Origin of the sequence: Streptomyces sp. NPDC048002, from assembly GCF_040653275.1 — a bacterium.
GTDB lineage: Bacteria > Actinomycetota > Actinomycetes > Streptomycetales > Streptomycetaceae > Streptomyces.
This window is the reverse complement of record NZ_JBEZNL010000002.1, coordinates 53545-80382: the sequence shown is the minus strand read 5'-3', so window position 1 is coordinate 80382 and position 26838 is coordinate 53545. Positions and strand designations below refer to the sequence as shown.

Below are 26838 nucleotides of genomic sequence, written 5' to 3'. Positions count from 1 at the left end.
CTCAGGGTCCCGCGCCGATCACGGTCAGCTGAGGCGCTCGATGACCATCGCCATGCCCTGGCCGCCGCCGACGCACATCGTCTCCAGACCGAACTGCTTGTCGTGGAACTGGAGGGAGTTGATGAGCGTGCCGGTGATGCGCGCGCCCGTCATGCCGAAGGGGTGGCCGACGGCGATGGCGCCGCCGTTGACGTTCAGCTTGTCGAGGTCGATGCCGAGGTCGCGGTAGGAGGGGATCACCTGGGCGGCGAACGCCTCGTTGATCTCGACCAGGTCGATGTCGTCGATGGTCAGGCCGGCCCGGCGCAGCGCCTGCTGCGAGGCCTCGACCGGGCCGAGGCCCATGATCTCGGGGGAGAGGCCGGAGACGCCGGTCGACACGATGCGGGCGAGCGGGGTGAGCCCCAGCTCGCGCGCCTTGGTGTCGCTCATGACGACGACCGCGGCGGCGCCGTCGTTGAGCGGGCAGCAGTTGGCGGCGGTGACCAGGCCGTCGGGGCGGAAGACCGGCTTCAGGCCCTCGACGCCCTCCAGGGTGACACCGGCGCGGGGGCCGTCGTCCTTGGCGACCACGGTGCCGTCGGGCAGGGTCACCGGGGTGATCTCGCGCTCCCAGAAGCCGTTCTTGATGGCTTCCTCGGCGAGGTTCTGCGAGCGGACGCCGAACTCGTCCATGTCGCGGCGGGTGACGCCCTTGGAGCGGGCGAGGTTCTCGGCGGTCTGGCCCATCGCGATGTAGGCGTCCGGCACCAGGCCGTCCTCGCGCGGGTCGTGCCAGGTGGTGCCCTCCTGCTGGGCCACGGCCGCGGTGCGGGCCTCGGCCTCGGCGAAGAAGGGGTTGTGGGTGTCCGGCAGCGAGTCGGAGTTGCCCTTGGCGAAGCTGGAGACCATCTCGACACCGGCCGAGATGAAGACGTCGCCCTCGCCGGCCTTGATGGCGTGCAGGGCCATGCGGGAGGTCTGGAGCGAGGAGGAGCAGTACCGGGTGATCGTGCAGCCCGGCAGGTGGTCCATGCCCATCTGCACGGCGACGATCCGGCCGAGGTTGTTGCCCTGCTCGCCACCGGGCAGACCGCAGCCGAGCATCAGGTCGTCGATGTCCCGGGGGTCCAGCTCGGGGATCTTGGCGAGGGCGGCCTGGATGATCGTGGCGGTGAGGTCGTCCGGCCGCAGGTCCTTGAGGGAGCCCTTGAAAGCGCGGCCGATGGGGGAGCGGGCGGTCGAGACGATCACGGCTTCGGGCATCACGGCTCCATTGGCGTTCCGGGGGCAGTCAGGGCTGGTTGGGAAGTTACCTGTACGTAAGCCATCGGTCACGGCCATCAGGGTGTGATGCGGGACTCTTTTCCAAGCGCTTGCTTAGGGTGTACGGCCGGCTGGGACGGGGGTGGCCGCCGGGGCCGGTGACGGGGGTGCCTGCGCGGGTGCCGGCGTCCCCGCGGGCGCCAGCAGCCAGGTCGCCGAGGGACGGGTCAGCGGCCGGACGAGCCGGCGCACCCAGGGCGAGGCGAGCGCGGCGGTGAGCAGGACGCCGAAGGCGACCAGCGCGGCCAGCTCCACCGGGGTGTCCGCGCGCGCGATGAGGCCCTTCTCCCGCAGCGGCAGGATGACCAGCGGGTGCAGCAGATAGACGGTGAAGCCGCCCGCCCCGAGCGCCGAGACCAGGGGCAGCCGCCGCCTCGGCACCAGCCGCAGCAGACAGAGCACCAGACCCGCGGCGGCGGCCAGCACCGCCAGCCGGACCAGCCAGGCGCCCTCCATGCCGAGCGGGGTGTCGGCCCGGTAGGCGTGGCGCATGGACAGCCACGGCCCCTGGACGTCCCGGTGCCACACCGCGGCCGCGGTGATCGAGCCGAGCACTCCGGCCACGGCGGCCGGCAGGCTCCAGCGGCTGGCGAACCAGTCCCGGAGCATGCCCTGGCCGAGCCGCCAGCCGAAGTAGAACAGCGGCAGGTAGACCAGGGTGCGGCTGGCCGAGAACTGGAGCCCGAACTCCTCCACGTAACCCACTCCGAGCGCCACCGCGGTGGTGACCAGCAGCGGATGCCGCAACTGCACGACCAGCGGCAGCAGCAGCCGCCAGCAGAACAGCGACATCAGGAACCACAGCGTCCACGGCAGCTGCGTCACATGCAGGTCCAGGGGGCCGCCGAGCGCCTTCGTCTCCAGCGAGAACAGCAGGCTGAAGATCAGCGCGGGCAGCACGATGCTGCTCAGCAGCGTGCGCAGCCGGCGCGGTCCGAGCGGTCCCGCGCTGCTGAAGACACCGGCCAGCACCACGAAGGCCGGCACCCGGAAGGGCCAGGCCGCGACATGGAAGGCGTGCAGCGCGTCGTGCCGGTCCATGATGCTGCCGACCGTGTGGAGCACGACGATCAGCGTCGCGGAGACGAACCGGGCGTTGTCCCACCAGGGGTCACGGCCGGGGCCGGTGGAGGTGGAGCCGGTGGATCTCGGTAGCGGTTCGCGCATCGCGGGGTGGTGCTCCTGACAGTCTTGTGACAGCGGAGCCACACCATCGCCAAAGCCGGGGATGATCCGGTGACGTTCCCCCGTTCGGGCGGTGAACGGTGCGTGTACGGAAAGCCGCCTCCAGGAGGGGGAAGCTCCGCTTCACACGCCGGACGTGCTGGTGGGAGAGGGTTCCGCCTCGCCGACCCGGCGCCGGCGCCGGCGCTTGAGCAGCGCCCAGGGCCCGCGCGGCCCGGTCTGCATCGCCGAGGCCACCTCCGTGCCCGCCTCGGACGCGGCCTCGGCCGCGGCCCTCGCGACCGGCAGGAAGCCCTCGCGGCGCGAGACGTCGGGGCGCTCCTCGTCGGCCGGCCACAGGCCGAGAGCCGCGCAGAGCGTCGGCAGGACCGCCATCGCGGCGGTCGCGTACCCCTCGGCGGAGGGGTGGTAGCTGTCCGGTCCGAACAGCTCGCGCGGGTTCGCGGCGAACTCCGGGCCGAGCAGGTCGCCCAGGGACACCGTCCGGCCGCCCTGCTCGACCACGCCGATCGTCTGGGCGGCGGCGAGCTGCCGCGAGGCCCGCCGGGCCAGCCAGCGCAGCGGCTGCTGCACCGGCTCGATGGTGCCGAGGTCGGGGCAGGTGCCGACGACCACCTCGGCGCCGGCCGTGCGCAGCCGCCGTACCGCCGTCGACAGATGGCGCACCGAGCGGGTCGGAGGCATGCGGTGGGTGACGTCATTGGCGCCGATCATGATCACGCAGATGTCCGGCACCCGCTCGGGGTCCGCCAGCGCGGCGGCCACCTGGCGTTCCAGGTCGTCGGAGCGGGCCCCGGTGAGGGCGACGTTGCGCAGCTCCACCGGGCGTTCGGCCACCGCCGCGAGGCCCGAGGCGAGCAGCGCGCCCGGTGTCTGACCGGCCCGTCTGACGCCCTGGCCGGCGGCCGTGGAGTCGCCCAGCATCAGCAGCCGCAGCGGAGGCTCGCCCGCGACGGTGAACCCATTGCCGTACCGGCCCTCCGCGCGCGGCGCGTGCGGTGCCGTGCCATTGCTGTTCACGGCCCGCCTGGCCAGCCGGACCTCGGCCAGCATCAGCCCCACGACGGCCGCTCCGGCCAGCCCGACCCCGCCGCCGCCGTACGCCGCCCCGGTCGCGATGCGCCGGGCCGCCCGCGCCCTCGACATGCTCGTCATGTCCCGCCGTCACCTCCTCGAACCCGTACATCCACTGCTTGCCCCGCACGGACCGTGGCCCAATCCCAACGAGGAGTGAACGACCGTCATGGGTGTCCCCCAGGCCATAGGCTGGCTGAACCACTAGTGACCACATCTTTTGCTGCATTCCGGAGACAACGGTGCAATTCCACGACTCGATGATCGGCCTCGTCGGCAACACCCCGCTGCTGAGGCTCAACAGCGTGACCAAGGGCATCAAGGCGACCGTCCTGGCCAAGGTGGAGTACTTCAACCCCGGCGGTTCGGTGAAGGACCGCATCGCCCTGCGCATGATCGAGGCCGCGGAGGAGAGCGGCGCCCTCAAGCCCGGCGGCACCATCGTCGAGCCGACCAGCGGCAACACCGGGGTCGGGCTCGCCATCGTCGCCCAGCAGAAGGGCTACAAGTGCATCTTCGTGTGCCCCGACAAGGTGAGCACCGACAAGATCAACGTGCTGCGTGCCTACGGCGCCGAGGTCGTGGTCTGCCCGACCGCGGTGGACCCCGAGCACCCGGACTCGTACTACAACGTCTCCGACCGCCTCGTCCGTGAGACGCCCGGCGCGTGGAAGCCGGACCAGTACTCCAACCCCAACAACCCGCTCTCCCACTACCACTCCACCGGCCCCGAGCTGTGGGAGCAGACGGAGGGGCGGATCACCCACTTCGTGGCGGGCGTGGGCACCGGCGGCACCATCTCCGGCACCGGCCGCTATCTGAAGGACGCCAGCGACGGCAAGGTGCAGGTCGTCGGCGCCGACCCCGAGGGCTCGGTCTACTCGGGCGGCTCCGGGCGCCCGTACCTCGTCGAGGGCGTCGGTGAGGACTTCTGGCCGACCGCCTACGACCGCACGGTCGCCGACGAGATCGTCCCCGTCTCCGACAAGGACTCCTTCCAGATGACCCGTCGTCTGGCCAAGGAGGAGGGCCTGCTGGTCGGCGGCTCCTGCGGGATGGCCGTGGTCGCCGCGCTGCGCGTCGCCGAACGGCTCGGCGAGGACGACGTGGTCGTCGTCCTGCTGCCGGACAGCGGCCGCGGCTACCTCAGCAAGATCTTCAACGACGAGTGGATGGCCGACTACGGCTTCCTGGAGGACGAGGGCCCCAGCGCCCGTGTCGCCGACGTGCTGAACGACAAGGAGCACGGCGCGATCCCGTCCCTCGTCCACATGCACCCCGACGAAACCGTCGGCCAGGCCATCGAGGTGCTGCGCGAGTACGGCGTCTCGCAGATGCCGATCGTCAAGCCGGGCGCGGGCCACCCGGACGTGATGGCGGCGGAGGTCGTCGGCTCCGTCGTCGAGCGGGAACTGCTGGACGCCCTGTTCACCAAGGCGGCCTCGCTGGGCGACCCGCTGGAGAAGCACATGTCCGCCCCGCTGCCGCAGGTCGGCTCCGGCGAACCGGTCGGCGACCTGATGTCCGTGCTCGGCACGGCGGACGCGGCGATCGTCCTGGTCGAGGGCAAGCCCACCGGGGTGATCAGCCGCCAGGATCTGCTGGCGTTCCTCGCCAAGGGCGGAAAGTAGCGGCGAACCTGCGGTGAACGGGGCGCGTCGGCGGCGAACTTGCGGTGATCAGCAGCCTTCGTGGCTTCGCGGAAGTGGTACGAGCGTGTCACGTCCGCGCAGCACCCGCTTAACACGCGTCCGGCACATTAGTGGATGTCGGCAGGGCGGGAGCGGCTCCCCGCCCAGGCCGGCACCGAACGTCCAAGGACCTCCGGAGCGGCTCCCGGACCTCCATGGACGCCGGACGCGAGACCCGGCCCTGACCCGGTCAGCGTCCCTCGCGGGGACCGCCGTCGTCCCGCCCCCCGGTAACGGGGGTGCGGCGGTCCCCGCGCATATCCTTTCCCCGCGGCTCCTGGCCACGTCTCCCACGCGGGGACCGCCCCCGGTCAGTCCTCCCAGTCCCCGTCCCGACGCGGCTTGCGGCGGCGGAACAGGCCCGGGTTGGTACGGGCGGCCTGCACGACGTTGACCCCGACGATCCCCGCCCAGGCGACCAGCAGGCCCGGCAGATGGGCCACCCCGCCGCCGATGGCGGAGAGCGGGATCGCCAGGACGAGGGAGACGATGCCGAAGCCGAAGCGCTCGCCCCACGAGTCCGTCGCCCTCGGTGACCGGGAGTCCCGGGCCACCACCATCTGCTGCTCGGCGAGCTGCCGGCGCACCCGGCGCTCGACGGCGCCGTCGATCCGCTGGTCGACCTTCTCCAGGAAGGAGTCGACCAGCGCGGACTCGTACTCCTCGCCCAGTTCCCTGCGCGCCTGCAGGGTGGCGTTGAGTTCCTTCTTCAGCTCGGTGTCCCGTGTGTCCATTCCGGTCATGGCACCACGGTAGGGAGCGCGCGCCGCCCTGACACTGGGGATAGCCCCCCAGTCCGGACGGGGGCGGCCACCGCCCCGGCGTTCCCCGCGCGGGGATGCCGCTTGCCCGGCTGTATGGACTCATGCAGAGTTCTTCTTGCTTGAATACGCCGTGCGGGGTGAGGGGAGTGCCGGTCGTGAAGTCGTCGTCTCGGGTCGCCGACGGGCGGATCGCCGACGGGTCGATGGTCGTGGACAGCGGCTCGGTCTTCCTCGACGGCCGGGAACTCACCGTCGCCGACGTGGTCCGGCTCGCGGACGGAACCGCGCGGCCGGTGCCGGCCGAGGAGGCGATGAAGCGGGCCAGCCGCTCCTGGGACGCCGCCCGGCGGATCGCCGCGACCGGCCGGGTCTACGGCCGCTCCACCGGGGTCGGCGCCAACCGCAACGAGGACGTGCCCACCGAGGCCGCCGCCGGGCACGGACTGCGCCTGCTGCGCAGCCACGCCGGAGGCATAGGCGAGGAACTCCCCGCCCGGCAGGTGCGGGCGATGCTCGCGGTCCGGGCCAACCAGCTGCTCGCGGGCGGTGCCGGCCTCCGGCCCACGGTCGTCACCGCCCTGTGCGAGGCGCTGCGGAGCGGGGCGCACCCGGCCGTCAACGAGTTCGGCTCGGTCGGCACCGGCGACCTCACCGCCCTCGCCCAGGTCGGCCTCGCGCTCGCCGGGGAGCACCCCTGGCACGGCACCGGCGCCCCCGAGCCGCAGCCGCTGGACAACAACGACGCCCTCGCCCTGATCAGCAGCAACGCCCTCACCCTCGGCCAGGCCGCCCTCGCCCTGCACGAACTGCGCGGGCTCGTCGCCGCCACCCAGGTCGTCGCCGCCCTCTCGCTGCTCGCCGTGGACGGCTCCCACGAGCCGTACGCCGCTCCCGTCCACGCCGCCCGCCCGCACCGCGGCTCCACCGAGGTGGCCCGCCGGATGCGGGAGCTGACCGGTGCCGCGGACCGCCCCGCACCCCCGCTCGGCCGGATCCAGGACCCCTACGGCTTCCGCTGTCTGCCGCAGATACACGGTCCCGCGCACGACGCGGCGGACGCGCTGGAGGCGGTGCTCGCGGTGGAGATCAACGCCGCGGCGGAGAACCCCCTGATCGCCGTGGAGGACCTGGCCGCCTATCACCACGGCGGCTTCTACCAGGCCCAACTCGCCCTCGCCCTGGATCACTTCCGGCTCGCGGTCACCCAGGTGGCCCGGCTGTCCACCTCCCGGCTGCACACCCTCAACGAACCCGCCTACACCCGGCTCAAGCCCTTCCTCGCCGACCAGGTGCCGGTCTCGTCCGGTGTGATGATCCTGGAGTACTCCGCCGCGGCCGCCCTCGGTGACCTGCGGGCCTTCTCCGCGCCCGCGTCGCTCGGCCACGCTGTACTCTCCCGGGGCGTCGAGGAGCAGGCCAGCTTCGCCTCGCTCGCCGCCCGGCAGACCCTGCGCGCGTGCGGCGCGTACCGTCTCGTCGTCGGCTGCGAGCTCGTCGCCGCCGTACGGGCGCTGCGCCAGCGCGACCTCAGGCCGGCCCCGGGACTGCCGGTGGCGCGGGCACTGGAACTGGCCGAGGCGTTGCTCGACGAGGACCAGGCCGACCGGCCGCTCACACGGGACGTGACGGCGGCGGCAGCACTGCTCGACCGGTTCACGGAGATCTGGAGGGGGAACGGCGCATGAGCGCGGAAGGCAACACGAGGGCCGCGGACACCCCGGCGGCACGGCTCCAGGCGCTCTTCGAGGGGCACCGGCTCACCCCGACCCAGCGGCGCATCGCGCACAGCATGGTGCGCCGCGCCGCCGACGTGCCCTTCCTCTCCAGCGTCGAACTCGCCGAGCTGGCCGGGGTCAGCCAGCCCTCGGTGACCCGCTTCGCCGTCGCCCTCGGCTTCGACGGCTACCCGGCCCTGCGCCGGCATCTGCGCGAGGTCGCGCCCGCCGAACCGGCCGCGGCCACCGGCACGTTCAACGAGTACCAGCAGGCCGTCGAGGCGGAGATCGAGAATCTGCGGCACCTCGCCGAACTGCTCGCCGACCCCGGCCCGGTGCACCGGGCGGGACGGCTGCTGGCCGCCTCCCGTCCGCTGCCGGTGCTCGGGCTGCGCGCCGCGGCCGCCCAGGCCTACGGCTTCGCCTACTTCGCCGCCAAGGTCCATCCGGACGTCCGGCTGCTGCACGAGGGCGGCACGATGGTCCACGACCGGATCGACGCCTGCGTCCGGGCCGGCGCCACGGCCCTGCTCTGCTTCGCCCTGCCCCGGCATCCGCGCGAGGTCCTCGACACCCTCGGCCACGCCCGGGAGGCGGGACTGACCGTGGTGACGGTCGCCGACTCCGCCTTCGCACCGGTCGCCAAGGTCTCCGACCTGCTGCTCCCGGCCGCCGTCGGCACCGGGCTCGCCTTCGACACCGCCTGCGCGCCGATGCTGCTCGGCCGGGTGCTGCTGGAGGCGATGTGCGACGACCTGCCGGAGGCGCAGGCCCGCCTGGAGGAGTTCGACGCGCGGGCCGCGGCCCGGGGGCTGTTCGTGGAGTGAGCCCGGCGGGGCGCGCTTCTCAGACGGGTCTCACACAGGGCCGCTAGCCTCCCGGCACGCGCAGTGCGGGACGACGAGGAGGCGGACGTGGCACGTGGAGGACAGGGACTGGCCCGGGTGGCCGTCGTCGTACGGGCCGGGTCGGCGCCGATGGTGTGGCTCGGGGGGTGCGCGGCCGGGATCGGCGTCCTGGTGCCCGGCGTGACCGGGCGGCGGATCGGCGTGCTGGCCGGGGCGGCGCTGTTCCTCGTCACCGCGGCGGTGGTGGCGTACCGGAAGCGGGGCCGCTACGGCGCCCTGCTGAACGGCGCGGCCCGCGCGGGCAAGCACGATGTGCTCCAGGACCGCGCGGTGACCGTGCGCGTCTGGCGCCGCGGGCACCGCTGGTGGCTGGTGCTCGCCTTCGTCGGCGCCCTCGGCAGCGCGTTCGTGGTGCCCGCGGCGGGCGGGCTGCTGCTCGCCGGGGCGGGCGTCGGGCTGTGGCTGAAGGCCGCCTGGATCGGCCGCCGGGAGCGGGCCGTCGACGCGCTGCTGTGGGTGCGCGTGGACTGGCTCACCGCACGGGGCGGGCGCCCGGCCGGGAAGGCGGTGAGGGCCTTCCGCTCGACCGGCCTCGCGGCGGGCGACGCGGCTCCGGGGGGAGCACGCCGCCACGCCGACGCGTTGGTCTAGCCGGCGGGACTCACACCTCCAGCTCCATTTCGATCCTCCGCAGCTGGTGGCGGGCCATCGCCAGGTTGGCGCGCTTGGCGTCGAGCACCAGGTACATGAACAGGCCGTTGCCGCTGCGCCCGCTGAGCAGGCGGATCAGGTGGAACTGGTCGGACAGGGTGATCAGGATGTCCTCGATCTCGGCCTTGAGGCCGAGGTGTTCCATGGTGCGCATCTTGGCGCGCACCACATCGGTATTGCCCGCGGCCGCGACGTTCAGGTCGAAGCTCTTGCTGCCGCCCATGGTGCCCAGGGCCATGCCGGTGGTGTAGTCGACGAGCGCGACGCCGGTCGCGCCCTCGATCGAGGTCAGGGCTTCCTTGAGCGAGGTCTCGGTGTTGGCCATGATGGAACTTCCTCTCAACTCTCCGTGGTGGTGCGCGGATGGGTGGGTGCGGTGCGCCGCTCGCGCGGGGTCTTCGCCCGCGCGGCCGGCACTCTCGCGGGAGTGCGGATCTTGGTTTCGGGTGCCGCCTCGTCGACCAGCTCCCCGATCCGGGTCGCCGCGCGGCGGCCCTCCAGGTGCAGCCGGCCCACGCTGACGTCGTCGCGGGCGAGCAGGGTCAGCACGGCGCCCTGCCCCGCCGCGTAGGTGGCCACATAGCCGTCCCGGCCGCGGACGAGCAGTTCGCGCAGGTCCCCGCTGCCGGTCACGTCGCTCAGCCGGACGGCCACGCCGAGCGCGGCGGCGGTCAGCGCGGCGACGCCCTCCGGCTCCACACCGGGGGTGTCCTCGGCGACGACCAGTCCGTCGACGCTGGCCGCGAGGGAGCCGGTCAGCTGGGGGATGCGGGCTCTGAGCCGGTGGAGTTCGTCGAGTATCGGCGCCTCGGCGGCCATCAGGTTTCTCCTCTGTCGGTCAAAGGGCCTCCAGCGCATCCCGGACTCTCTTCAGCAGGGCGACGTCGGGGTCGTCGGGAGCCAGCCGCTCGGCGGGCGCCGGGCGGGGGCGGGTGGGGAGCCGCGGCAGCGCGGCCACCGGGTCCGGCGCCCTCGGCACGGACCGGGCGGCGAGGACCCCGGCCGCCGCCAGCCGCCGTATGTCCACCAGCGTGTGGAACGCCGGGCGGCCCAGCGCCCGCGCTATGTCCGTCGCCGTGCGCACCCCGTCCAGCAGCGCCACGACCGCCTGCTGACGGGTGGTGAGGGCGGGCAGCGCGGGGGGCGGGTCGGCCCGGGTCAGGGGGGCGCTGTCGGTGTCCGGGTCGGGCCAGATGTGGTGCAGCAGGTCGCGGCGGCGCAGCGTCTCGCGCTCCACGGCGTCCACCGGTACCGGATGCACCGGGCCCAGCCAGTGCCCGGTGCCGTAACGGAAGCGGCCCGGGGTGCTGCTGGGCGCGAGGGCGAAGTAGGCGGCGTCGTACAGCGCGCCCAGGTGGCACAGCTCCAGGGTGCCGGGGCTGAGCCGGCCGCTGTCGACCAGCAGCCGGGCCGCGCCGTGCCGGTCGTCGGCGCGGGCCACGGCGTCCTGCCAGGCGGCGCTGGAGAGGGTGCCGTGCGCGGTCAGCAGGACGTCCAGACCTGGCGCGGCCGGGCTCTCGGCGTGCACCACCCGGCCTTCCGACAGGTACAGCGTCCCCCGTTCCCGCAGCAGGACCCCGGTGGCCCGTTCGGCGGCGAGCCGGCTCAGCATCGGCGACAGTCCGCGCGGCGGTGTCCGTTCGGCCGCGGTGCTCCGGTCCCGTACGGGCAGCCGGGGCGGCAGAGCGGCCGAGGCGGCGCGCAGTGTGGTCATCCCAGCACCAGCCGTCCGGCCAGTTCACCGAGGCGTATCCGGGCCAGCGCCAGGTTGCCCTCCTCGCGGCCGAGCCACAGATGCAGGAACACGCTGCTGTCGAACGAGGTCCACACGAAGCGCAGTACGTGGTAGCTGTCCCGGTTGCTGAGGATCAGGTCCTCGACCGGGGGGTCCGTCTCCGCGCCGGGGTCCTCGGGGGCGGTGCCGTCGGCGGGCGCGAACGCCCGGTGCTCGGCGGCCAGCCGGGCCAGCTCCGCCGCCTCCGCCGCGCTGGCCTCCGGGTCGCCGCCCGGGGACTCGCCGACCGTGCCCAGCGCCAGTCCGCTGGTCCAGTCGACCAGCGCAGCGCCCCTGGCCCCGGGCAGCTGCATGGCCTCCAGCAGACACTCGTCGATTCCGGGCACGCTGCTTCCCCTCCCGCCTGCGGTTCGGCTGAGTGACAGCGAAACTACGCAACGTGTGGGCGACGGGTGAGGGATCTGGCATTTTCCAGTGGAACATGCTGCGGATGACTAAGGTGGGTCGACTGACCCTGTTCACGGACCAGTTGAACCGCGGCTCCCCAGGAGTGCGTCAGGGGCGGCCGGGTGCGCGGAGGGTGGTGAGGGCCGAGGCGTGCGCCCCGCCGGACTCGGCCACGATCGACTCCAGGCGCTGCGGCTCCCGCACGGTCGCGAAGTCCACACCCCCCGACCCGTCCGGCACGAAGCCGTAAATCCCGGGCCGGGCCAGGGAGTTGTACGCGTAGTGGTGGGCGAAGTAGTACGCGCCGGTGTCCAGCGCCGCCACCAGGTCCCCCGGCTCCAGCGCGGGCAGCGCCCGCCCCTCGGCCAGCAGGTCGCCCGCGAAACAGGCCGGCCCGGCCACGTCCTGCACCACCTCGGCCCCCGCCTTGGGCCGCCCCTTGGCGTCGTACGCCGCGATCCGCAGCGGCCAGGCGCCCGGCGCGTACACGGTCCGGGTCGCCACCTGCACGCCCGCGTGCGTCACCGCGACCGGCCGTCCGCCCGCGCTCTTGGTGTACTCCACCCTGGCCAGCACCGTCCCGTGCTCGGCCAGCAGCGACCTGCCGAACTCGGTCACCAGTCCGTACCGGCCGTCGAACAGCCCCGGTACCGCCTCGCTCAGCAACCGGGCGTACTGCGCGTACGTCGGCGTGGTGACCTCGGAGGAGAAGTTCACCGGCAGGCCGCCGCCGATGTCGAGGGTGTCGATCTGCCGGCGCCCGGCCCGGCCGTTGATCTCCTCGGCCAGCGCGTACGCCTCCGCCACGCCCCGCGCCATCAGGGACAGCGGCACGCCCTGGGAACCGGTGTGGGTGTGCAGCCGGGTCAGCCACGGGCGGTCCAGGTACGCCCGCACCACCCACTCCCGCGCGCCCTCGTCGCGCAGCGCCACGCCGAACTTCGAGGTGGCCGTCGCCGTCGACAGCGCCCCGATGGCCCCCGCGCCCACCTGCGGATTGATTCGTATCCCGAGCGGTGAGCGGCTCGGCGCCGACCGCATCAGGGCGTCGAGCCGCTCCAGCTCCTGGGGGTTGTCGGCGTTGACGGCGATGCCCAGCGCCAGCGCCTGGCGCAGCTCGGCGGGCGTCTTCGCGGGCGAGTCCAGCACGGTGCGCTCCGGCGGCAGCCCCGCCGCGCGGGCCAGCGCCAGCTCGCCCGGACTCGCCACCTCCGCCCCGATCCCCGACTCGTGCAGCAGCCGCAGGACCGGCACCAGCGGGGTCGCCTTCACGGCGAAGGCGTGCAGCACCGGGGTGCCGGGCGCGGTGACCGCGTCGAACGCCGCCCGCAGCTCCGCCGCCGACTCCCGGATGCCGGTGACGTCGAGCAGGCCCGCGATGGGGGAGTCCGGCCCCAGCAGCCCTCGCTCGACGGTGGCCCGCACCGCCTCGTCCCGGCGCGCGGCCCGCTCGCCGCCGTCCGTCCGTATGTCCTTCGCACCGTCCATCGCCGCCCCCGTCGTGACGTTCCCCGAGACCACGTATCCAGACAAACATCCGAGGCGCGCCCGCGCTGGCGCACCACTGTATTGACTAGTTCTATTCAGGAAGCCAGGATGTGAATAGCAGCAGTACTTCCAGCGAGGAGGCAGCCCATGTCAGGACCCCGCCCGCCCGTCTCCCGCCACCGCCCTCAAACGAGGCCCTACGGGCCGCCCCCTGGTCCCGTACGAGCCCCGCGCGGTACGGAACTGAGCGCCCTGGGATGGCAGCAGGAGGCCGCCCTGCGGATGCTCCAGAACAACCTCGACCCCGAGGTCGCCGAACACCCCGACCAACTCGTCGTCTACGGCGGCACCGGCAAGGCCGCCCGCGACTGGCGCTCCTTCGACGCCATGGTCCGCACGCTGAAGGGGCTGAAGCAGGACGAGACGATGCTCGTCCAGTCCGGCCGCCCGGTCGGCGTCATGCAGACCCACGAGTGGGCCCCGCGGGTGCTGATCGCCAACTCCAACCTGGTCGGCGACTGGGCGAACTGGGAGGAGTTCCGCCGCCTGGAGCAGCTCGGCCTGACCATGTACGGCCAGATGACCGCCGGTTCCTGGATCTACATCGGCACCCAGGGCATCCTCCAGGGCACCTACGAGACCTTCGCCGCCGTCGCCGCCAAGAAGTTCGGCGGCACCCTCGCCGGGACGATCACCCTCACCGCCGGCCTCGGCGGCATGGGCGGCGCCCAGCCCCTCGCGGTCACCATGAACGACGGCGTCGCGATCTGCGTCGACGTCGACCCCCGCGCCATCGAGCGGCGCATCGAGCACCGCTACCTGGACGTCCGCGCCGACTCACTGGAACACGCCCTCCGGCTCGCCGTCGAGGCCCGGGACGCCCGCCGCCCGCTCTCCATCGGCCTGCTCGGCAACGCGGCGGAGCTGGTGCCGCAGATGCTCGCCGAGGGCGCCCCCGTCGACATCGTCACCGACCAGACCTCCGCCCACGACCCGCTGGCCTACCTGCCCGTCGGCGTCGACTTCGACGACATGGCCTCCTACGCGGCCAAGGACCCGGCCGGGTTCACCACCCGCGCACGGGAGTCCATGGCACGGCACGTCGAGGCGATGGTCGGCTTCATGGACGCCGGCGCCGAGGTCTTCGACTACGGCAACTCCATCCGCGGCGAGGCACAACTGGCCGGATACGACCGGGCGTTCGCCTTCCCCGGCTTCGTCCCCGCCTACATTCGCCCCCTCTTCTGCGAGGGCAAGGGCCCCTTCCGGTGGGCTGCGCTCTCCGGCGACCCGGCCGACATCGCCAGGACCGACCGCGCGATCCTCGACCTGTTCCCGGAGAACGAGTCCCTCGCCCGCTGGATCCGGCTGGCCGGCGAGCGGGTCCACTTCCAGGGCCTGCCCGCCCGGATCTGCTGGCTCGGCTACGGCGAGCGCGACAAGGCCGGCGAGCGCTTCAACGACATGGTCGCGAGCGGCGAGCTGGTCGCCCCGCTCGCCATCGGCCGCGACCACCTCGACTGCGGCTCCGTCGCCTCGCCCTACCGCGAGACCGAGGCCATGCTCGACGGCTCCGACGCCATCGCCGACTGGCCGCTGCTGAACGCCATGGTCAACGTGGCGTCCGGCGCCTCCTGGGTCTCCCTGCACCACGGCGGCGGCGTCGGCATGGGCCGCTCCCTCCACGCCGGGCAGGTGACGGTCGCCGACGGCACCGCCCTGGCCGGGGAGAAGATCCGCCGGGTCCTCACCAACGACCCCGGCATGGGCGTCATCCGGCACGTGGACGCGGGCTACGACATCGCCGAGTCGGTGGCGGACGACAAGGGCGTCCGGGTGCCGATGCGCGAGGGTGACCCGGCGTGACGGAAAGCGGCAACTCTCCGGTGGGGGCGGGCGCCTCGTCTTCGGGCGCGGGCCCGGTTGTGCCCACCCCTTCCGCGGCGCGGAACGACCGCCCACAGCCTGGTGGTCCGGTCGGCGGTTCGTTCCACGCCATGTGGCGTGAGCTGCTGCCCATCGGGCGGCACGCCGACTCCCGCGGCTACCGGCGCTTCGCCTGGACCGGCGCCGACGCCGAGTGCCGCGCCTGGTTCCGGGCCCAGGCCGAGTCGCGGGGCCTGGCCCACGAGGTGGACCGCAACGGCAACCAGTGGGCCTGGCTCGGCGACCCCGCCGCCGGGGACGCCGTGGTGACCGGCTCGCACCTGGACTCCGTGCCGGACGGCGGCGCCTTCGACGGGCCCCTCGGCGTGGTCTCCTCGTTCGCCGCGCTGGACGAACTCCGCTCCCGGCGGGTGACGTTCACCAAGCCCGTCGCCGTCGTCAACTTCGGCGACGAGGAGGGCGCCCGGTTCGGCCTCGCCTGCGTCGGATCGCGGCTCGCGGCGGGGCAGCTGAGCGTGGCGGACGCCTGCCTGCTCACCGACGGGGACGGGATCACCCTGCCCCGGGCCATGGAGGCCGCCGGTCTCGACCCCGAGGCCATCGGGCCGGACCCCGAGCGGCTCTCCCGGATCGGCGCCTTCGTCGAACTCCATGTGGAGCAGGGGCGGGCGCTGGACCTGAGCGGCGACCGGGTCGGCGTCGCCAGCGCCATCTGGCCGCACGGCCGGTGGCGGTTCGACTTCCGGGGCGAGGCCAACCACGCCGGCACCACCCGGCTCGTGGACCGGCGCGACCCCATGCTGTCCTACGCCGAGACCGTGCTCGCCGCCCGCCGGGAGGCGGCACTGGCCGGTGCCGTCGCCACCTTCGGCAAGATCTCCGTCGAGCCGAACGGCGTCAACGCCGTGCCCTCCCTGGTGCGCGGCTGGCTGGACTCGCGCGCCGAGGACCAGTCCACCCTCGACACCGTCGTCGACGGCATCGAGCGGGCCGCCCGGGAGTACGCCGACGCCCACGGCATCACCCTCGACGTCGTCCGGGAGTCCTTCACCCCCGTCGTCGAGTTCGACCACGCCCTGCGCGACGAACTGGCCCGTGTGCTCGGCAAGGACACCGGTCTGAAGGTGCCCGTCCTCGGCACCGGCGCGGGACACGACGCCGGGATCCTGTCCGGGACGGTTCCCACCGCCATGCTGTTCGTGCGCAACCCCACCGGTGTCTCGCACTCCCCGGCCGAGTTCGCTGCCGAGGACGACTGCGTGGCCGGAGTGCTGGCACTCGCCGACGTACTGGAAGGACTGGCCTGCTCGTGACCCGGACGTACTGGCTGGAGCACGCCTGGCTCGGCACCCATGTCGAGCCGGAGGTGGCCGTGGACGTACAGGACGGCCGTATCACCGCCGTCCGCACCGGCACCCCGGCCCCGCCGCCGGGCGCGGAGATCCTGCGCGGACTCACCCTCCCGGGGCTCGCCAACGCCCACTCGCACGCCTTCCACCGCGCCCTGCGCGGCACCGTCCAGGTCGGCTCCGGCACCTTCTGGACCTGGCGCGAGGTCATGTACCGCACCGCCGACCGGCTCACCCCGGACAGCTACCACGCCCTCGCGCGGGCCGTGTACGCGGAGATGGCGCTCGCCGGGATCACCGCCGTCGGCGAGTTCCACTACCTGCACCACGCCCCCGGCGGCACCCGCTACGCCGACCCCAACGCCATGGGCGAGGCCCTGATCGCCGCCGCGGCCGACGCGGGCATCCGCATCACCCTCCTCGACACCGCCTACCTCTCCGCCGGCTTCGGACAGCCGCCCACCGCCCACCAGCTGCGCTTCTCCGACGGCAGCGCGGACGCCTGGGCCGAACGCTGTTCAGTTCTCAAGGAACGGGATCACGCACGGATCGGAGCGGCGATCCACTCCGTACGGGCCGTGCCGGCCGACCAGTTGGAGACCGTGGCCCGCTGGGCCGAGGAGCGGCGGGCCCCGCTCCATGTGCACCTGTCGGAGCAGACCGCCGAGAACGAGGCGTGCCTGGAGGTCCACGGCTGCACCCCCACCCAGCTCCTGGCCCTCCACGGCGTCCTCGGGCCGCGCACCACCGGCGTGCACAACACCCACCTCACCGCCGAGGACGTCTCCCTGATCGGCGGCAGCGGCACCGGCACCTGCATGTGCCCGACCACCGAGCGGGACCTCGCGGACGGCATCGGACCGGCCGTCGCCCTCCAGAACGAGGGCTCCCCGCTCTCCCTCGGCTCCGACAGCCACGCCGTGATCGACCTGCTGGAAGAGGCGCGCGCGATGGAGCTGAACGAGCGCCTGCGCACCCGCACCCGCGGTCACTGGACGGCGGCGGCCCTCCTGCGGGCGGCCTCGGCCGACGGCCACGCGGCCCTGGGCCGGGACGACCTGGGCACCCTGGAGGCGGGCGCCCGCGCCGACTTCACGACGATCGCGCTGGACTCGGTCAGAACGGCGGGGCCGCTGCCCAGGCTCGGCGCCGAGATGGCCGTATTCGCGGCGACCGCGGCGGACGTACGGCACACGATCGTGGCCGGCCGGCACATCGTGCGCGACGGGGCCCACACGCTCGTACCCGATGTGCCGCAAGCCCTGTCGCGGGCGGTCGAAGCCCTCCGCGCCTGACGACCACCCACGAGGACGCCATGAGCAGCACCGCCATCACCAACATCGCCGCACTCGTCACCAACGACCCCTCCCTCGGCGACCGTTCCCCCCTCGGACTGATCCAGGACGCGGCCGTCGTCATCGACGGCGACCGGGTCGTGTGGACCGGTGAAACAAGCAAAGCACCCCCCACTGACAACCGGGTCGACGCCGGGGGCCGGGCCGTCCTGCCGGGCTTCGTGGACTCCCACTCCCACCTGGTCTTCGCGGGCGACCGGACGCAGGAGTTCAACGCCCGGATGTCGGGCCGCTCCTACAGCGCGGGCGGCATCCGCACCACGGTCGCGGCGACCCGGGCGGCCACCGACGCCGAGCTGGAGGCCAACCTCACCCGCTACCTCGCCGAGGCCCTCCGCCAGGGCACCACGACCTTCGAGACCAAGTCCGGCTACGGCCTGACCACCGAGGACGAGGCCCGCGCCCTGCGCATCGCCGCCGCGCACACCGACGAGGTCACCTACCTCGGCGCGCACATCGTCTCCCCGGACTACGCCGACGACCCGGCGGCCTATGTCGCCCTGGTCACCGGCGAGATGCTGGACGCCTGCGCCCCGCACGCCCGCTGGATCGACGTGTTCTGCGAGAAGGGCGCCTTCGACGGCGACCAGGCCCGCGCCGTCCTCACCGCGGGCAGGGCCAGGGGGCTGCACCCCCGGGTCCACGCCAACCAGCTCTCCTACGGCCCCGGCGTCCGGCTCGCCGTGGAACTCGACGCGGCCAGCGCCGACCACTGCACCCACCTCACCGACGCCGACGTCGACGCGCTGGCCGCCGGGAACACCGTCGCCACGCTGCTGCCCGGCGCCGAGTTCTCCACCCGCGCCGAGTGGCCCGACGCCCGGCGGCTGCTGGACGCGGGGGTCACCGTCGCGCTGTCCACCGACTGCAACCCGGGCTCGTCCTTCACCTCGTCCGTGCCGTTCTGCGTCGCCCTCGCGGTGCGGGACATGGGCATGACCCCGGACGAGGCGGTCTGGTCGGCCACCGCGGGCGGCGCCGCGGCCCTGCGCCGCACGGACGTCGGCCGGATCGCCCCGGGCGCCCGCGCCGACCTGATCCTCCTGGACGCGCCGAGCCATGTGCACCTGGCCTACCGGCCGGGCGTACCGCTGGTCGCCGGGGTCTGGCGCAGGGGCGTGCGCGAGGTCTGACCACCAGGTCCCCGCTCACCCGTCCCGGCCACCCGGTGAACCCGGTCCGCTCACCCCGGCTCGCTCACCCCGGGACCGCCCCGCTCACCCCGCCCGCCACCGCTGCCCGGCACCGCCGGTCTCCGGCGCCAGCGCCACCGTGTCGCCGCCGGCCGGGGTCACCGCGTGGCCGGGGGCGATCCCCGGGCGGACGATCCCCTGCGAGTCGACCGCGAACCGCAGGTTCTGCCCGTTGTCGCCGTCCACAGAGTCGCACTCCCAGATCCCGACACCCCGCTCCACCGAACCCCGGCTGTCCAGGCAGAAGTCGGGATCGGCGGACGACTGCACCACCCCGCGACCGGAGTCGACCCGCCACACCTGGGTGGGGGAGGACGTACAGGGCGCCGTGACGACGTCCGTGCCCTTGGCGAAGTCGCCGTCGCGGACGTCCAGGCACAGCCCGCTGGAGACGTTGACCACGCGCGCGTACGCGGCACCGGGCGGCCGGTGCGCGGGTGTGGGCGTCGGCGTCGGCGTGGGCGAGGCGCTGGGCGTGCGGGAGGGCGCTGCCGAACTCCGGCTCGGAGACGGTGACGTCGACGTGGACGCGGCCGACGGGGAGGGCGACGGCGTCGCCGACACCGTGGCCGTGACCGTCACCCGCGGCGGGCCCGCCGGACCGTCCGCGGAGGCCACCGGTTCCCCGTCCCGGGGTGACGCCCCGGACTGCGTGACCAGGAGGACCAGCAGCGGCGCCAGCGCCACGCCGAGCGCCGCCGACATCAGCGCGAAGCGCCGGGACAGCCGCAGTCCCGCGGTGGCCGGGCGCCGTTCGGCCGGCGGGGGTGGCGGCTCGTCCCGTACGTAGGACGGGCCGGCCCACGGCAGCAGCCCCTCGCCCAGGGCCCGGCGCGGGTCGTCGCGCAGCGCGGAGAGTTCCTCGTGGGCGGACGTGCAGGTTCCGCAGCGCGCCATGTGCGCGTGCAGATCGGTGCTCGCGCGCGGGCCGTCCGGCCGTACCGACTCCTCGATCAGCCGGTGGAAGTCGCGGCAGTCGGGGTCGGCGGACGCGGCCAGCCGGGCGCGCAGACAGGCCCGGCCCAGGCGCTGGAGCGCCGCGCCCGTGTCCCGGGGCACGTCCTCGGGGGTGATGCCGGCGTAGGCGGCGGTACGGGCGTCCGGTTCGCGCTCCACGACGGCGTACCAGAGCACGCCCTGCTCGCGGGCGCTCAGCGACTGGAACGCGCCCAGCATGGGCGGTACGGGTCCTGCCTCGCCCGCCGTGCTCAGCACCAGCAGCAGCCCCGGGTCCAGACCGGCCGCCCGTTCGTCGGCGGCCCAGGAGGCGGCCAGCCGCCCGGTCAGCAGCAGGAGCCGGTGCCGCCAGGGGCCGCCGGGGTCGATACCGCGGGAGGTCTCGCGGGCCGCGAGGGTGAACACCTGACCCGCCAGCTGCCGCGCCACGGAGTCGCCGGTGGCACAGAGGCGCGCGTACTCCAGCACGGCGGGCCGGTGACGGGCGCGCAGCTCCTGGAGCGCCGTGTACGCGGTGGCGGAGTCACCGCGCAGCAGCTCCGTCAGCCGTGCGTCGCTCTCGTCGGCCCACGCCATCAACTGCCTCCTCGCAGCCCGTACCTACCGGCGGGTATGACCGCACATAGTGATGGACGAGGGGCCGCGGGGAAAGAGTTTCCGCCGGTAACTCACAGCGGGGCCAAGGAAAAGCCGAGCGGCCCGGTCCACCAGGGGTCCGGGCCGCTCGACAGGTCCTGCGGGGTGGTGCGGAGGGTGCCGTCACTCCTCGACGGTCAGGCCCTTGCGCAGCTTCACCAGGGTCCGCGACAGCAGGCGCGAGACGTGCATCTGGGAGATGCCCAGTTCCTCGCCGATCTCCGACTGGGTCATGCACGCGACGAACCGCAGCGACAGGATCGTGCGGTCCCGGGACGGGAGTTCGGCGATGAGCGGCTTCAACGACTCGATGTACTCGATGCCTTCGAGTCCGTGGTCCTCGTAGCCGATCCGGTCGGCGAGCGCGCCCTCGGCGTCGTCGTCGTCCGGCTGTGCGTCCAGCGAGGAGGCGGTGTAGGCGTTCGACGCCGCCATGCCTTCGACGATCTCTTCGTTGGTCAGCCCGAGCCGTTCGGCGAGCTCGGCCACCGTCGGGGCGCGGTCGAGCTTCTGGGCGAGTTCGTCGCCCGCCTTGGCCAGGTCGAGCCGGAGTTCCTGGAGCCGGCGCGGGACGCGTACGGACCAGGAGGTGTCCCGGAAGAAGCGCTTGATCTCGCCCATGATGGTGGGCATCGCGAAGGTGGGGAACTCGACTCCGCGGCTGAGTTCGAAGCGGTCGATCGCCTTGATCAGGCCGATGGTGCCGACCTGGATGATGTCCTCCATGGGCTCGCTGCGCGAGCGGAACCGGGAGGCGGCGAACTTGACCAGCGCGAGGTTGAGTTCGACGAGCGTGTTGCGGACGTACGCGTAGTCGTGGGTCCCTTCCTCCAGCGACTCGAGCCGCGCGAAGAGGGTCTTGGACAGGGCCCTCGCGTCCACCGGTCCCACCTCGTCGTACGGGGGGATGTCCGGCAGGTCGGCGAGTACGTCGTCCTGCTCGATGGGATCCAGCTGTTCCGGGGCAGATGTCGACGTCGCCTCGTGGGTATGCGGTGCGTCGATCCGGGGTGACATGATGTCCTCCATCGTTCTCGGCATATGGCTGCCGAAGCCTGTGCGTGCACTGCGGTGTGCGGCGCCTCCAAAGCCGGCCGTGTCGGTTTACGTGTCTCTACTAGCCCTACCCGTTTTCCCGAGCCCATCGCAAGTGCTTCTTGTGGTGAAATGTCCGTTTCTGGGTGGTTGTTCGGGTGTCGAAGGGTCCAGAGAAGGCGTAGTGTTCGAGGGCGTCAGTCACAGTCGCCACGTCAGGAGTGAGAGACGGCATGGACCGCGGGACAGTCGGCAGCGCACAGTCCGGCCGGCTTCTGGTGGAGGTACGGGAAGAGGGCTCCAGCGCCGTCGTGATCCCGGTGGGTGAGTTGGATCACCACACCGCCGATCTCTTGCGCGAGCCCCTTGAGGACTGCCTCGGCAAGGGGTTCAGTCGACTGGTGGTCGACTGCGCCCGGCTGGACTTCTGCGACTCCACGGGGCTCAACGTGCTGCTCGGCGCCCGCCTCAAGGCGGAGGCGGCCGGTGGTGGAGTGCACCTCGCGGCGATGCAGCCGGTTGTCGCCCGGGTGTTCGAGATCACTGGGGCGGAGGCGGTGTTCACCGTTCATGACAGCCTTGAATCCGCGCTGGCCGGCGAGGCCGACTGAGCCGGGCCCGCGGTCCTGCGGACCGCCTCCGAGGCCCCTTCTGGAACGTCGCTCTCTGGACGTCACGCGATTCGTGCCGAATCCGGGGGTGTTCCGCCGGTCCGCCCGGGCAGGAGACATCCTGAACGGGTCGCCGCCGAGGCGGCGAGGAGCCCGACCGGATCCGCGTACTGACTTTCTTCCATTGCGAACTGGTGAATCGGTGAGGTGAAGCGCTGATGAGCACCACCCGGCCCTACTCGCCGGGCGACCGCGGCCCCGAGCCCAGCGGCGCTTCCGGGGTGTCCGACGGGAGCCCGGACGTGCCGTCCGAGCCGACGGCGGGCGGGCAGATCCGTGTCCTGAACCTCGAGGGCGAGAGTGGTGTCGTGCCGCTCGCCCGCGACTTCACCCGCCAGGCCCTGTACGCCTGGGGCTGGCTGCCGGCCGAGGCCGCGGACCGGCGGGCCGCCGCGGAGGACGTCCTGCTCGTCGTCTCCGAGCTGGTCACCAACGCCTGCCTGCACGCCGGGGGACCGGACCGCCTCCGGATCACCTGCGACAACAAGGTGATCCGCCTGGAGGTCTCCGACCGCGGCGCCGGCCAGCCCGCGCCGCGCACCCCGCACCGCGCGAGCCGCCCCGGCGGCCACGGGATGTTCATCGTGCAGCGGCTCTGCATGGACTGGGGGGTCGTACGGACCCCGGGCGTCACCGGCAAGACGGTCTGGGCCGAACTCGGCGCCCCCGCCTGAGCGGTCCCCTCCGCGGAGTGCCCGGTGTTACTCCGGGTCACCCCCTGGTCGTCACCCCCGTTCGAACTCCCTTCCGCCCCTCTTCCGTGCGCGTCGGATCGTCACAACTCCGGCGCGCACCGTGTCTTCCCTCCTTTCGGCCCCGGGCGTACCTTGACGGCCCGATCTGATGTGCCGTCAGGAATCGAGAGGGAGCGGAACCGTGTCGTACCGGAATCGAACCGCCGCGCTCGCGTCCGTCGCGGCCCTGGCCGGCTCGGCGGTGCTCATGGCCGCCCCCGCGGCCCGGGCCGAGGTCGTCGACGTCAACTACCAGTGCAAGACGCCGATCGGTGACAAGAGCGCCGTATCGCCCATCGACATCAAGGGCGTCGAGAGCGGCGGCGGATACAGGATCACCATGTCCTGGCAGAAGGGCGTCTCCTCCAGCCCGGTCGAGCTGGGCAAGGGCGCGATGAACCCGAGCGCCACCATCAAGCTGGGCGGCGCCGGGAGCGGCACGCTCACGGTGACCGGCCCGGCCAACCAGGAGGCGATCCCCGCCGACACCCCCATCAAGATCAACGACCTCACCGGCACCTGGACCCCGAAGAAGTCCGGCAAGGTCACCTTCACCCCCGGGGTGCTCACCATCAAGGCGCTCGGCACCACGACCACCTGCACCCCGTCCAACAACCCGGGACCGGCGCTCACCCTGGACGTCAAGGCCTCAAGCGGCGGAGGCACCCCGCAGAGCGGCTCGGAATCAGGCTCGGACACCGGATCGGACACGGGATCCGACACCGGCTCCGAACTCCCGCAGACCGGCCCCATGGACTCCGCGGTCGCCCTCGGCACCCTCGGCGGCACCGTGCTCCTCACGGGCGCGGCGGGCGCGCTGTGGCTGACGCGACGCCACCGGACGGTACGCCGCTGACGATCCCGCACCGCGCTTGGAGCCGCCGATGTCCCTGACCGCGCGTGTCCTGCCCCCCGCCCTGCTGCTCCTGCTGGCGGCCGCGCCACCCGCGGCCGCCGCCGACGCGACCTGGTCCGTCGCGCCGGCCGGCGGCGGGCGCCCCTTCCTCTACGCCGAGGGCGCGCCCGGGGCGGTCCGGTCGGACACCGTGTCGGTGACCAACCGGGGCGGCCGTGCGGTCACCGTCCGGCTCACCGGCGCCGGCGCGCGCATCGCCTTCGCCCGCTCCGAGGTCCGCGTCCCGGCCCGCACCCGCGCCGACGTCCCGTTCACGGTGACCGTCCCGGACACCGACCGCTCGGCGGGCATCACCGCCCGCGCCCCGGACGGCCGCACCCAGCGGGTCGCCCTGCACCTGCGGGCCAGGGTCCCGCGGCTGTCCGCGCTGACGGTCGAACGGGTGCGCGTACGCGGCGACCGCATCGCCTACGAGATCGTCAACCGCGGCACCACCCCGCTCGTCCCGCGCCTCGCCGTCCGCGCCGACGGACTGTTCGGCGCGGTCCTGGACCGCCCCGCGCGCACCCTGCCCGTCGAACTCCCGCCGGGCCGCCGGGTGAAGCTCACCGAGCCGTGGCCCGACCGCCCGCCGCTCGACGCGACGACCCTCCGTCTGACGGTGACCGCCGGGGGAGGGGCCCACGACACCGCCCGGGTGTCGGCCCGGTCCGTGCCGTGGGTGCCGGTCGCGAGCGGCGCGGGAGCGGCGGCCTGCCTCGCCCTGGCCGTACGGCGACGGGGGCGCCGTACCCGTATCGCGGGCGAACCACCTTGTACGGACGTCGAGTCGAGGGGAGCGGTGCGGTGAGCGGACGGACGGGGACCTCGGCGCTGCTCGTACTGCTGCTCCTGGCGCTGCTTCCGGCGCCCGCCGCCGCGGCCGACCCGCCCACCGTCGAACTCTCCGAGTCGCAGGCGGGCACCGGCGGTTCGATCACCGTCACCGGGGAGGGCTGGCGGCCGCGCGCGCTGCTGATGATCCTGGTCTGCGGGCAGTCGGTGCCCGCCACGGGGGTGACCGGGGGCACCGACTCCTGCGCCAACGCCGACGGCCGGGCCGTGACGACCGACGCCGAGGGCCGGTTCAGCCGGAGGCTGCCGGTGGCCGAACCGCCGGTGCCCTGCCCCTGCGTGGTGCACGTGGCCACGGTCCAGGGCGCGCGGGCCGAGGCCGACGCGGCGTTCCAGGTGGCCGGGCACGCCGTCGAGCCGCTGCCCGCGGACGCCTCCGGGGGCCGGCTGTCCGTCCTCACCGACACCCGGCTGGACGGCTCCGGAGGACTGCTCACCTGGTTCGGCGCCCCGCCCGCCCGGACCCTGGTCTTCACCGTCGGCAACGTCGGCACCGCGGCGGTGCGGAACCCGGTGTTCCAAGTCGGCACCTCGCACGGCGTGTTCGCCCCCGAGTGGCAGGAACAGCAGTGGCGCGGCACGATCCGGCCCGGCGGGAAGGCGCGCGTCGAGCTGCCCGTCGAACTGGCCGCCGGCGCGCACGGCGACTACACCGTCTCGCTGAAGTACGGCGGCAAGGTGATGGCCGAGCAGCCCTGGGGCGTGGGCCGTCCCTGGGGCGTGACCCTGTTCTGGATCCTGGTCTGCCTGGTCGTGCCGGCCGCGGTGTTCCGCGCCGGGATGGCGGCCGTGGACCGGATACGGCCCCGGCCGCGGGCCCGGCGCCGCCCGCCGCGGCTCTCCGCGCTCGCCCTGCGCCTCCCCGGGCTGAAGCCCCGCCAGGAGGCCAGGCACTCCGTTTCCTCGACCCTGCCGTGGTTCACCCCGGACGCCGATCCGGGCACGGCGGGCCGGCTCTCCGCACCGCACGACGACAGTCCGACGAGTCCCGCGACTCCCACCAGGAAGGGAACTGCGTGAGCAAGCGAAGGAGAGTCATACCGGCCGTGGCGGCGGCGGTGCTGCTGGGTCTGGCCGCCGGTCCGGCCCGGGCCGCCGAGGTGTCGTACGCGACCGAGTGCGTGCCGCCGTCGATCTCGGGGCTGCCGCCGGTCCAGGGCACCACGAAGGTGGAGATCACCGCCCCCGCGACGGCGAAGGTGGGCGACGAGGTCGAGGTGGTGTGGACCTTCGTCCAGGCCGCCTCGAAGAACCCCGACCTCATCGACCTGCCCGCGGACTCGGTGCAGCCGAGCGGCACGCTCAAGGCGGCCGGGGCGCAGACCGCGGACCTCGCGATGAGCGGTCCGCGGGAGAACCCGGCCATCCCCAAGGGGGGCGCCATGGTGCTCTCCGCCATGAAGGGCACGCTGAAGCTGACGGCGCCCGGCGAGGTGACGCTGACGCCGGACGCGTACGCCATCGACGCCATGTCGACGCGGACCAGGTGCACGCCCGAGGAGGCCGTGCGGTCGGCGGCGACGATCACGGTGGCGGCCGGGGACGGGAGCCCGTCGGAGCCGACGCCCGACCCGACGCCGAGCACCACGCCCAGCAACACGCCGAGCCCCTCGCCGTCCCCGTCCGAGAGTGCCGGCGGCGGGCAGACCGACTTCACCGGCAAGGAGGTCCAGGTCGCCTACGCCTGCAAGACGCCCATCGGCGACAAGGACGCGACCTCGCCCGTGCAGATCGACGCGAGGAAGAACGGCGGCAGCTTCGACCTGACGGTGCAGTTCAAGAAGTCGGTGATGGACAGCCCCGCCGACATCCCCGCGGACTCGGTCAAGCCGTCCATGGAGGTGGCCCTCGGCGGCGCCGACACGGGCACCGTCCACGTGGAGGGGCCGATGAACGCCGAGCCGATCAAGTCGGGCGATCCGATGGAGATCCCGGACCTCAAGGGCACCTACAAGCCGGGCGCCAGCGGCCAGTCGACGCTCTCCCCGGGTGTGCTGACCATCGAGGCGCTGGGCACCACGACGACCTGCACCCCCGAGAAGTCCGAGGTCTCCCTGACCCTCGACACGACCGAGCAGGAGGGCGGCGCGTCGGGCGGCGGCTCCACCGGCACGGCGGGCTCCACCGGCACGGCGGGCGGTGCCGCGGGCGGCGGTACGGCCTCGGGCGGCGGGCTCGCGGACACGGGCGCCGGGAACGACGGCGCCCTCAAGGCGCTGGGGCTGGTGGCCGGGACGGCGGTGCTGCTCGGGGCGGCCGTCTTCACCTTCCTGCCGGGGCGAAGGGCACGCTGACGAACGGCGACGGG

25 protein-coding genes are annotated in these 26838 nt (G+C 73.5%); 14 read left to right on the top strand and 11 right to left on the bottom strand.

What is annotated here, in order from left to right:
- Positions 1-24: 24 nt before the first annotated feature.
- The 3 genes from AB0E07_RS03380 to AB0E07_RS03370 all read right to left on the bottom strand — a co-directional run bounded on the left by AB0E07_RS03380 (position 25) and on the right by AB0E07_RS03370 (position 3645).
- Positions 25-1245 (bottom strand): acetyl-CoA C-acetyltransferase, encoded by a 1221-nt coding sequence (locus tag AB0E07_RS03380; RefSeq protein ID WP_362245912.1) that lies wholly within the window; start codon positions 1243-1245, stop codon positions 25-27.
- A 114-nt stretch (positions 1246-1359) separates the two neighbouring features.
- Complete coding sequence (locus tag AB0E07_RS03375) at positions 1360-2472, bottom strand: acyltransferase family protein (protein ID WP_362245910.1); 1113 nt, start codon at positions 2470-2472, stop codon at positions 1360-1362.
- 141 nt (positions 2473-2613) lie between these two features.
- Complete coding sequence (locus AB0E07_RS03370) at positions 2614-3645, bottom strand: SGNH/GDSL hydrolase family protein (protein ID WP_362245908.1); 1032 nt, start codon at positions 3643-3645, stop codon at positions 2614-2616.
- A 161-nt stretch (positions 3646-3806) separates the two neighbouring features.
- Here AB0E07_RS03370 and AB0E07_RS03365 point away from each other — a divergent pair, with 161 nt between their 5' ends.
- Positions 3807-5195, top strand: a complete 1389-nt coding sequence (locus tag AB0E07_RS03365) for a cystathionine beta-synthase (protein WP_362245906.1) — start codon at positions 3807-3809, stop codon at positions 5193-5195.
- Positions 5196-5566: 371 nt separating this feature from the next.
- Here the strand turns inward: AB0E07_RS03365 and AB0E07_RS03360 are convergent, their stop codons facing one another.
- On the bottom strand, positions 5567-5989 hold the full coding sequence (locus tag AB0E07_RS03360; RefSeq protein ID WP_362246800.1) for a hypothetical protein: 423 nt from the start codon (positions 5987-5989) through the stop codon (positions 5567-5569).
- 233 nt (positions 5990-6222) lie between these two features.
- On the opposite strand from AB0E07_RS03360, the gene AB0E07_RS03355 reads away from it, so the two are divergent.
- From AB0E07_RS03355 to AB0E07_RS03345, 3 genes are all read left to right on the top strand, one after another.
- Positions 6223-7704: an aromatic amino acid ammonia-lyase gene (locus AB0E07_RS03355; RefSeq protein ID WP_362246798.1), complete on the top strand. Its 1482-nt coding sequence runs from the start codon at positions 6223-6225 to the stop codon at positions 7702-7704.
- On the top strand, positions 7701-8561 hold the full coding sequence (locus AB0E07_RS03350; RefSeq protein ID WP_362245904.1) for a MurR/RpiR family transcriptional regulator: 861 nt from the start codon (positions 7701-7703) through the stop codon (positions 8559-8561). Before AB0E07_RS03355 ends, AB0E07_RS03350 begins: the two co-directional genes overlap by 4 nt.
- A gap of 87 nt (positions 8562-8648) precedes the next feature.
- Positions 8649-9233, top strand: a complete 585-nt coding sequence (locus AB0E07_RS03345) for a hypothetical protein (protein WP_362245902.1) — start codon at positions 8649-8651, stop codon at positions 9231-9233.
- A gap of 10 nt (positions 9234-9243) precedes the next feature.
- On the opposite strand, the gene AB0E07_RS03340 is transcribed toward AB0E07_RS03345, so the two are convergent.
- The 5 genes from AB0E07_RS03340 to AB0E07_RS03320 form a co-directional block, all read right to left on the bottom strand.
- Positions 9244-9618, bottom strand: coding sequence for a hypothetical protein (locus AB0E07_RS03340; RefSeq protein WP_362245900.1), 375 nt, complete (start codon positions 9616-9618; stop codon positions 9244-9246).
- Between the two features lie 14 nt (positions 9619-9632).
- Positions 9633-10112 (bottom strand): roadblock/LC7 domain-containing protein, encoded by a 480-nt coding sequence (locus tag AB0E07_RS03335; RefSeq protein WP_362245898.1) that lies wholly within the window; start codon positions 10110-10112, stop codon positions 9633-9635.
- A 19-nt stretch (positions 10113-10131) separates the two neighbouring features.
- Positions 10132-11007 carry a transcriptional regulator gene (locus AB0E07_RS03330; RefSeq protein ID WP_362245896.1) on the bottom strand — a complete coding sequence of 292 codons (876 nt, stop codon included), beginning with the start codon at positions 11005-11007 and terminating at the stop codon, positions 10132-10134.
- A complete protein-coding gene (locus tag AB0E07_RS03325) occupies positions 11004-11414 on the bottom strand; it encodes a hypothetical protein (protein WP_362245894.1) in 411 nt (136 codons plus the stop codon). The genes AB0E07_RS03330 and AB0E07_RS03325 overlap by 4 nt, the downstream gene beginning before the upstream one ends.
- A 169-nt stretch (positions 11415-11583) precedes the next feature.
- Complete coding sequence (locus tag AB0E07_RS03320) at positions 11584-12963, bottom strand: diaminopimelate decarboxylase (protein WP_362245892.1); 1380 nt, start codon at positions 12961-12963, stop codon at positions 11584-11586.
- Between the two features lie 147 nt (positions 12964-13110).
- Between AB0E07_RS03320 and hutU the strand changes: the two genes are divergently transcribed.
- The 4 genes from hutU (at position 13111) to hutI (ending at position 18687) form a co-directional block, all read left to right on the top strand.
- Positions 13111-14829, top strand: coding sequence for a urocanate hydratase (gene hutU / locus AB0E07_RS03315; RefSeq protein WP_362245890.1), 1719 nt, complete (start codon positions 13111-13113; stop codon positions 14827-14829).
- A gap of 131 nt (positions 14830-14960) precedes the next feature.
- Positions 14961-16163 (top strand): allantoate amidohydrolase, encoded by a 1203-nt coding sequence (locus tag AB0E07_RS03310; RefSeq protein WP_362245888.1) that lies wholly within the window; start codon positions 14961-14963, stop codon positions 16161-16163.
- Positions 16154-17494, top strand: coding sequence for a formimidoylglutamate deiminase (locus AB0E07_RS03305; RefSeq protein ID WP_362246796.1), 1341 nt, complete (start codon positions 16154-16156; stop codon positions 17492-17494). Before AB0E07_RS03310 ends, AB0E07_RS03305 begins: the two co-directional genes overlap by 10 nt.
- Before the next feature lie 20 nt (positions 17495-17514).
- Positions 17515-18687: an imidazolonepropionase gene (hutI, locus tag AB0E07_RS03300; protein ID WP_362245886.1), complete on the top strand. Its 1173-nt coding sequence runs from the start codon at positions 17515-17517 to the stop codon at positions 18685-18687.
- Positions 18688-18771: 84 nt separating this feature from the next.
- On the opposite strand, the gene AB0E07_RS03295 is transcribed toward hutI, so the two are convergent.
- Positions 18772-20280, bottom strand: coding sequence for an RICIN domain-containing protein (locus AB0E07_RS03295; RefSeq protein ID WP_362245884.1), 1509 nt, complete (start codon positions 20278-20280; stop codon positions 18772-18774).
- Between the two features lie 183 nt (positions 20281-20463).
- A complete protein-coding gene (locus AB0E07_RS03290) occupies positions 20464-21369 on the bottom strand; it encodes an RNA polymerase sigma factor SigF (RefSeq protein ID WP_362245882.1) in 906 nt (301 codons plus the stop codon).
- Positions 21370-21608: 239 nt separating this feature from the next.
- On the opposite strand from AB0E07_RS03290, the gene AB0E07_RS03285 reads away from it, so the two are divergent.
- The 6 genes from AB0E07_RS03285 to AB0E07_RS03260 all read left to right on the top strand — a co-directional run bounded on the left by AB0E07_RS03285 (position 21609) and on the right by AB0E07_RS03260 (position 26824).
- Entirely contained in the window at positions 21609-21986 is a 378-nt protein-coding gene (locus AB0E07_RS03285) for an STAS domain-containing protein (RefSeq protein ID WP_362245880.1), read from the top strand.
- Positions 21987-22204: 218 nt separating this feature from the next.
- A complete protein-coding gene (locus AB0E07_RS03280; RefSeq protein ID WP_362245878.1) occupies positions 22205-22720 on the top strand; it encodes an ATP-binding protein in 516 nt (171 codons plus the stop codon).
- Positions 22721-22922: 202 nt separating this feature from the next.
- The gene (locus AB0E07_RS03275; RefSeq protein WP_362245876.1) at positions 22923-23636 is read left to right on the top strand and encodes an LPXTG cell wall anchor domain-containing protein; all 714 of its coding nucleotides are present in this window, start codon (positions 22923-22925) and stop codon (positions 23634-23636) included.
- Between the two features lie 28 nt (positions 23637-23664).
- The gene (locus AB0E07_RS03270) at positions 23665-24486 is read left to right on the top strand and encodes a hypothetical protein (RefSeq protein ID WP_362245874.1); all 822 of its coding nucleotides are present in this window, start codon (positions 23665-23667) and stop codon (positions 24484-24486) included.
- On the top strand, positions 24483-25550 hold the full coding sequence (locus AB0E07_RS03265; protein WP_362245872.1) for a hypothetical protein: 1068 nt from the start codon (positions 24483-24485) through the stop codon (positions 25548-25550). Before AB0E07_RS03270 ends, AB0E07_RS03265 begins: the two co-directional genes overlap by 4 nt.
- Positions 25547-26824 carry a hypothetical protein gene (locus AB0E07_RS03260; protein ID WP_362245870.1) on the top strand — a complete coding sequence of 426 codons (1278 nt, stop codon included), beginning with the start codon at positions 25547-25549 and terminating at the stop codon, positions 26822-26824. The genes AB0E07_RS03265 and AB0E07_RS03260 overlap by 4 nt, the downstream gene beginning before the upstream one ends.
- The last annotated feature ends 14 nt before the right edge of the window (positions 26825-26838 follow it).

Excerpts from the sequence above, each read along its gene's own strand:
- AB0E07_RS03380 (WP_362245912.1), bottom strand. The coding sequence starts at position 1,245 with ATGCCCGAAGCCGTGATCGTCTCGACCGCCCGCTCCCCCATCGGCCGC.
- AB0E07_RS03375 (WP_362245910.1), bottom strand. The coding sequence starts at position 2,472 with ATGCGCGAACCGCTACCGAGATCCACCGGCTCCACCTCCACCGGCCCC.
- AB0E07_RS03370 (WP_362245908.1), bottom strand. The coding sequence starts at position 3,645 with ATGACGAGCATGTCGAGGGCGCGGGCGGCCCGGCGCATCGCGACCGGG.
- AB0E07_RS03360 (WP_362246800.1), bottom strand. The coding sequence starts at position 5,989 with ATGGACACACGGGACACCGAGCTGAAGAAGGAACTCAACGCCACCCTG.
- AB0E07_RS03355 (WP_362246798.1), top strand. The coding sequence starts at position 6,223 with ATGGTCGTGGACAGCGGCTCGGTCTTCCTCGACGGCCGGGAACTCACC.
- AB0E07_RS03350 (WP_362245904.1), top strand. The coding sequence starts at position 7,701 with ATGAGCGCGGAAGGCAACACGAGGGCCGCGGACACCCCGGCGGCACGG.
- AB0E07_RS03340 (WP_362245900.1), bottom strand. The coding sequence starts at position 9,618 with ATGGCCAACACCGAGACCTCGCTCAAGGAAGCCCTGACCTCGATCGAG.
- AB0E07_RS03335 (WP_362245898.1), bottom strand. The coding sequence starts at position 10,112 with ATGGCCGCCGAGGCGCCGATACTCGACGAACTCCACCGGCTCAGAGCC.
- AB0E07_RS03330 (WP_362245896.1), bottom strand. The coding sequence starts at position 11,007 with ATGACCACACTGCGCGCCGCCTCGGCCGCTCTGCCGCCCCGGCTGCCC.
- AB0E07_RS03320 (WP_362245892.1), bottom strand. The coding sequence starts at position 12,963 with ATGGACGGTGCGAAGGACATACGGACGGACGGCGGCGAGCGGGCCGCG.
- hutU (WP_362245890.1), top strand. The coding sequence starts at position 13,111 with ATGTCAGGACCCCGCCCGCCCGTCTCCCGCCACCGCCCTCAAACGAGG.
- AB0E07_RS03310 (WP_362245888.1), top strand. The coding sequence starts at position 14,961 with ATGTGGCGTGAGCTGCTGCCCATCGGGCGGCACGCCGACTCCCGCGGC.
- hutI (WP_362245886.1), top strand. The coding sequence starts at position 17,515 with ATGAGCAGCACCGCCATCACCAACATCGCCGCACTCGTCACCAACGAC.
- AB0E07_RS03295 (WP_362245884.1), bottom strand. The coding sequence starts at position 20,280 with ATGGCGTGGGCCGACGAGAGCGACGCACGGCTGACGGAGCTGCTGCGC.
- AB0E07_RS03290 (WP_362245882.1), bottom strand. The coding sequence starts at position 21,369 with ATGGAGGACATCATGTCACCCCGGATCGACGCACCGCATACCCACGAG.
- AB0E07_RS03285 (WP_362245880.1), top strand. The coding sequence starts at position 21,609 with ATGGACCGCGGGACAGTCGGCAGCGCACAGTCCGGCCGGCTTCTGGTG.
- AB0E07_RS03280 (WP_362245878.1), top strand. The coding sequence starts at position 22,205 with ATGAGCACCACCCGGCCCTACTCGCCGGGCGACCGCGGCCCCGAGCCC.
- AB0E07_RS03270 (WP_362245874.1), top strand. The coding sequence starts at position 23,665 with ATGTCCCTGACCGCGCGTGTCCTGCCCCCCGCCCTGCTGCTCCTGCTG.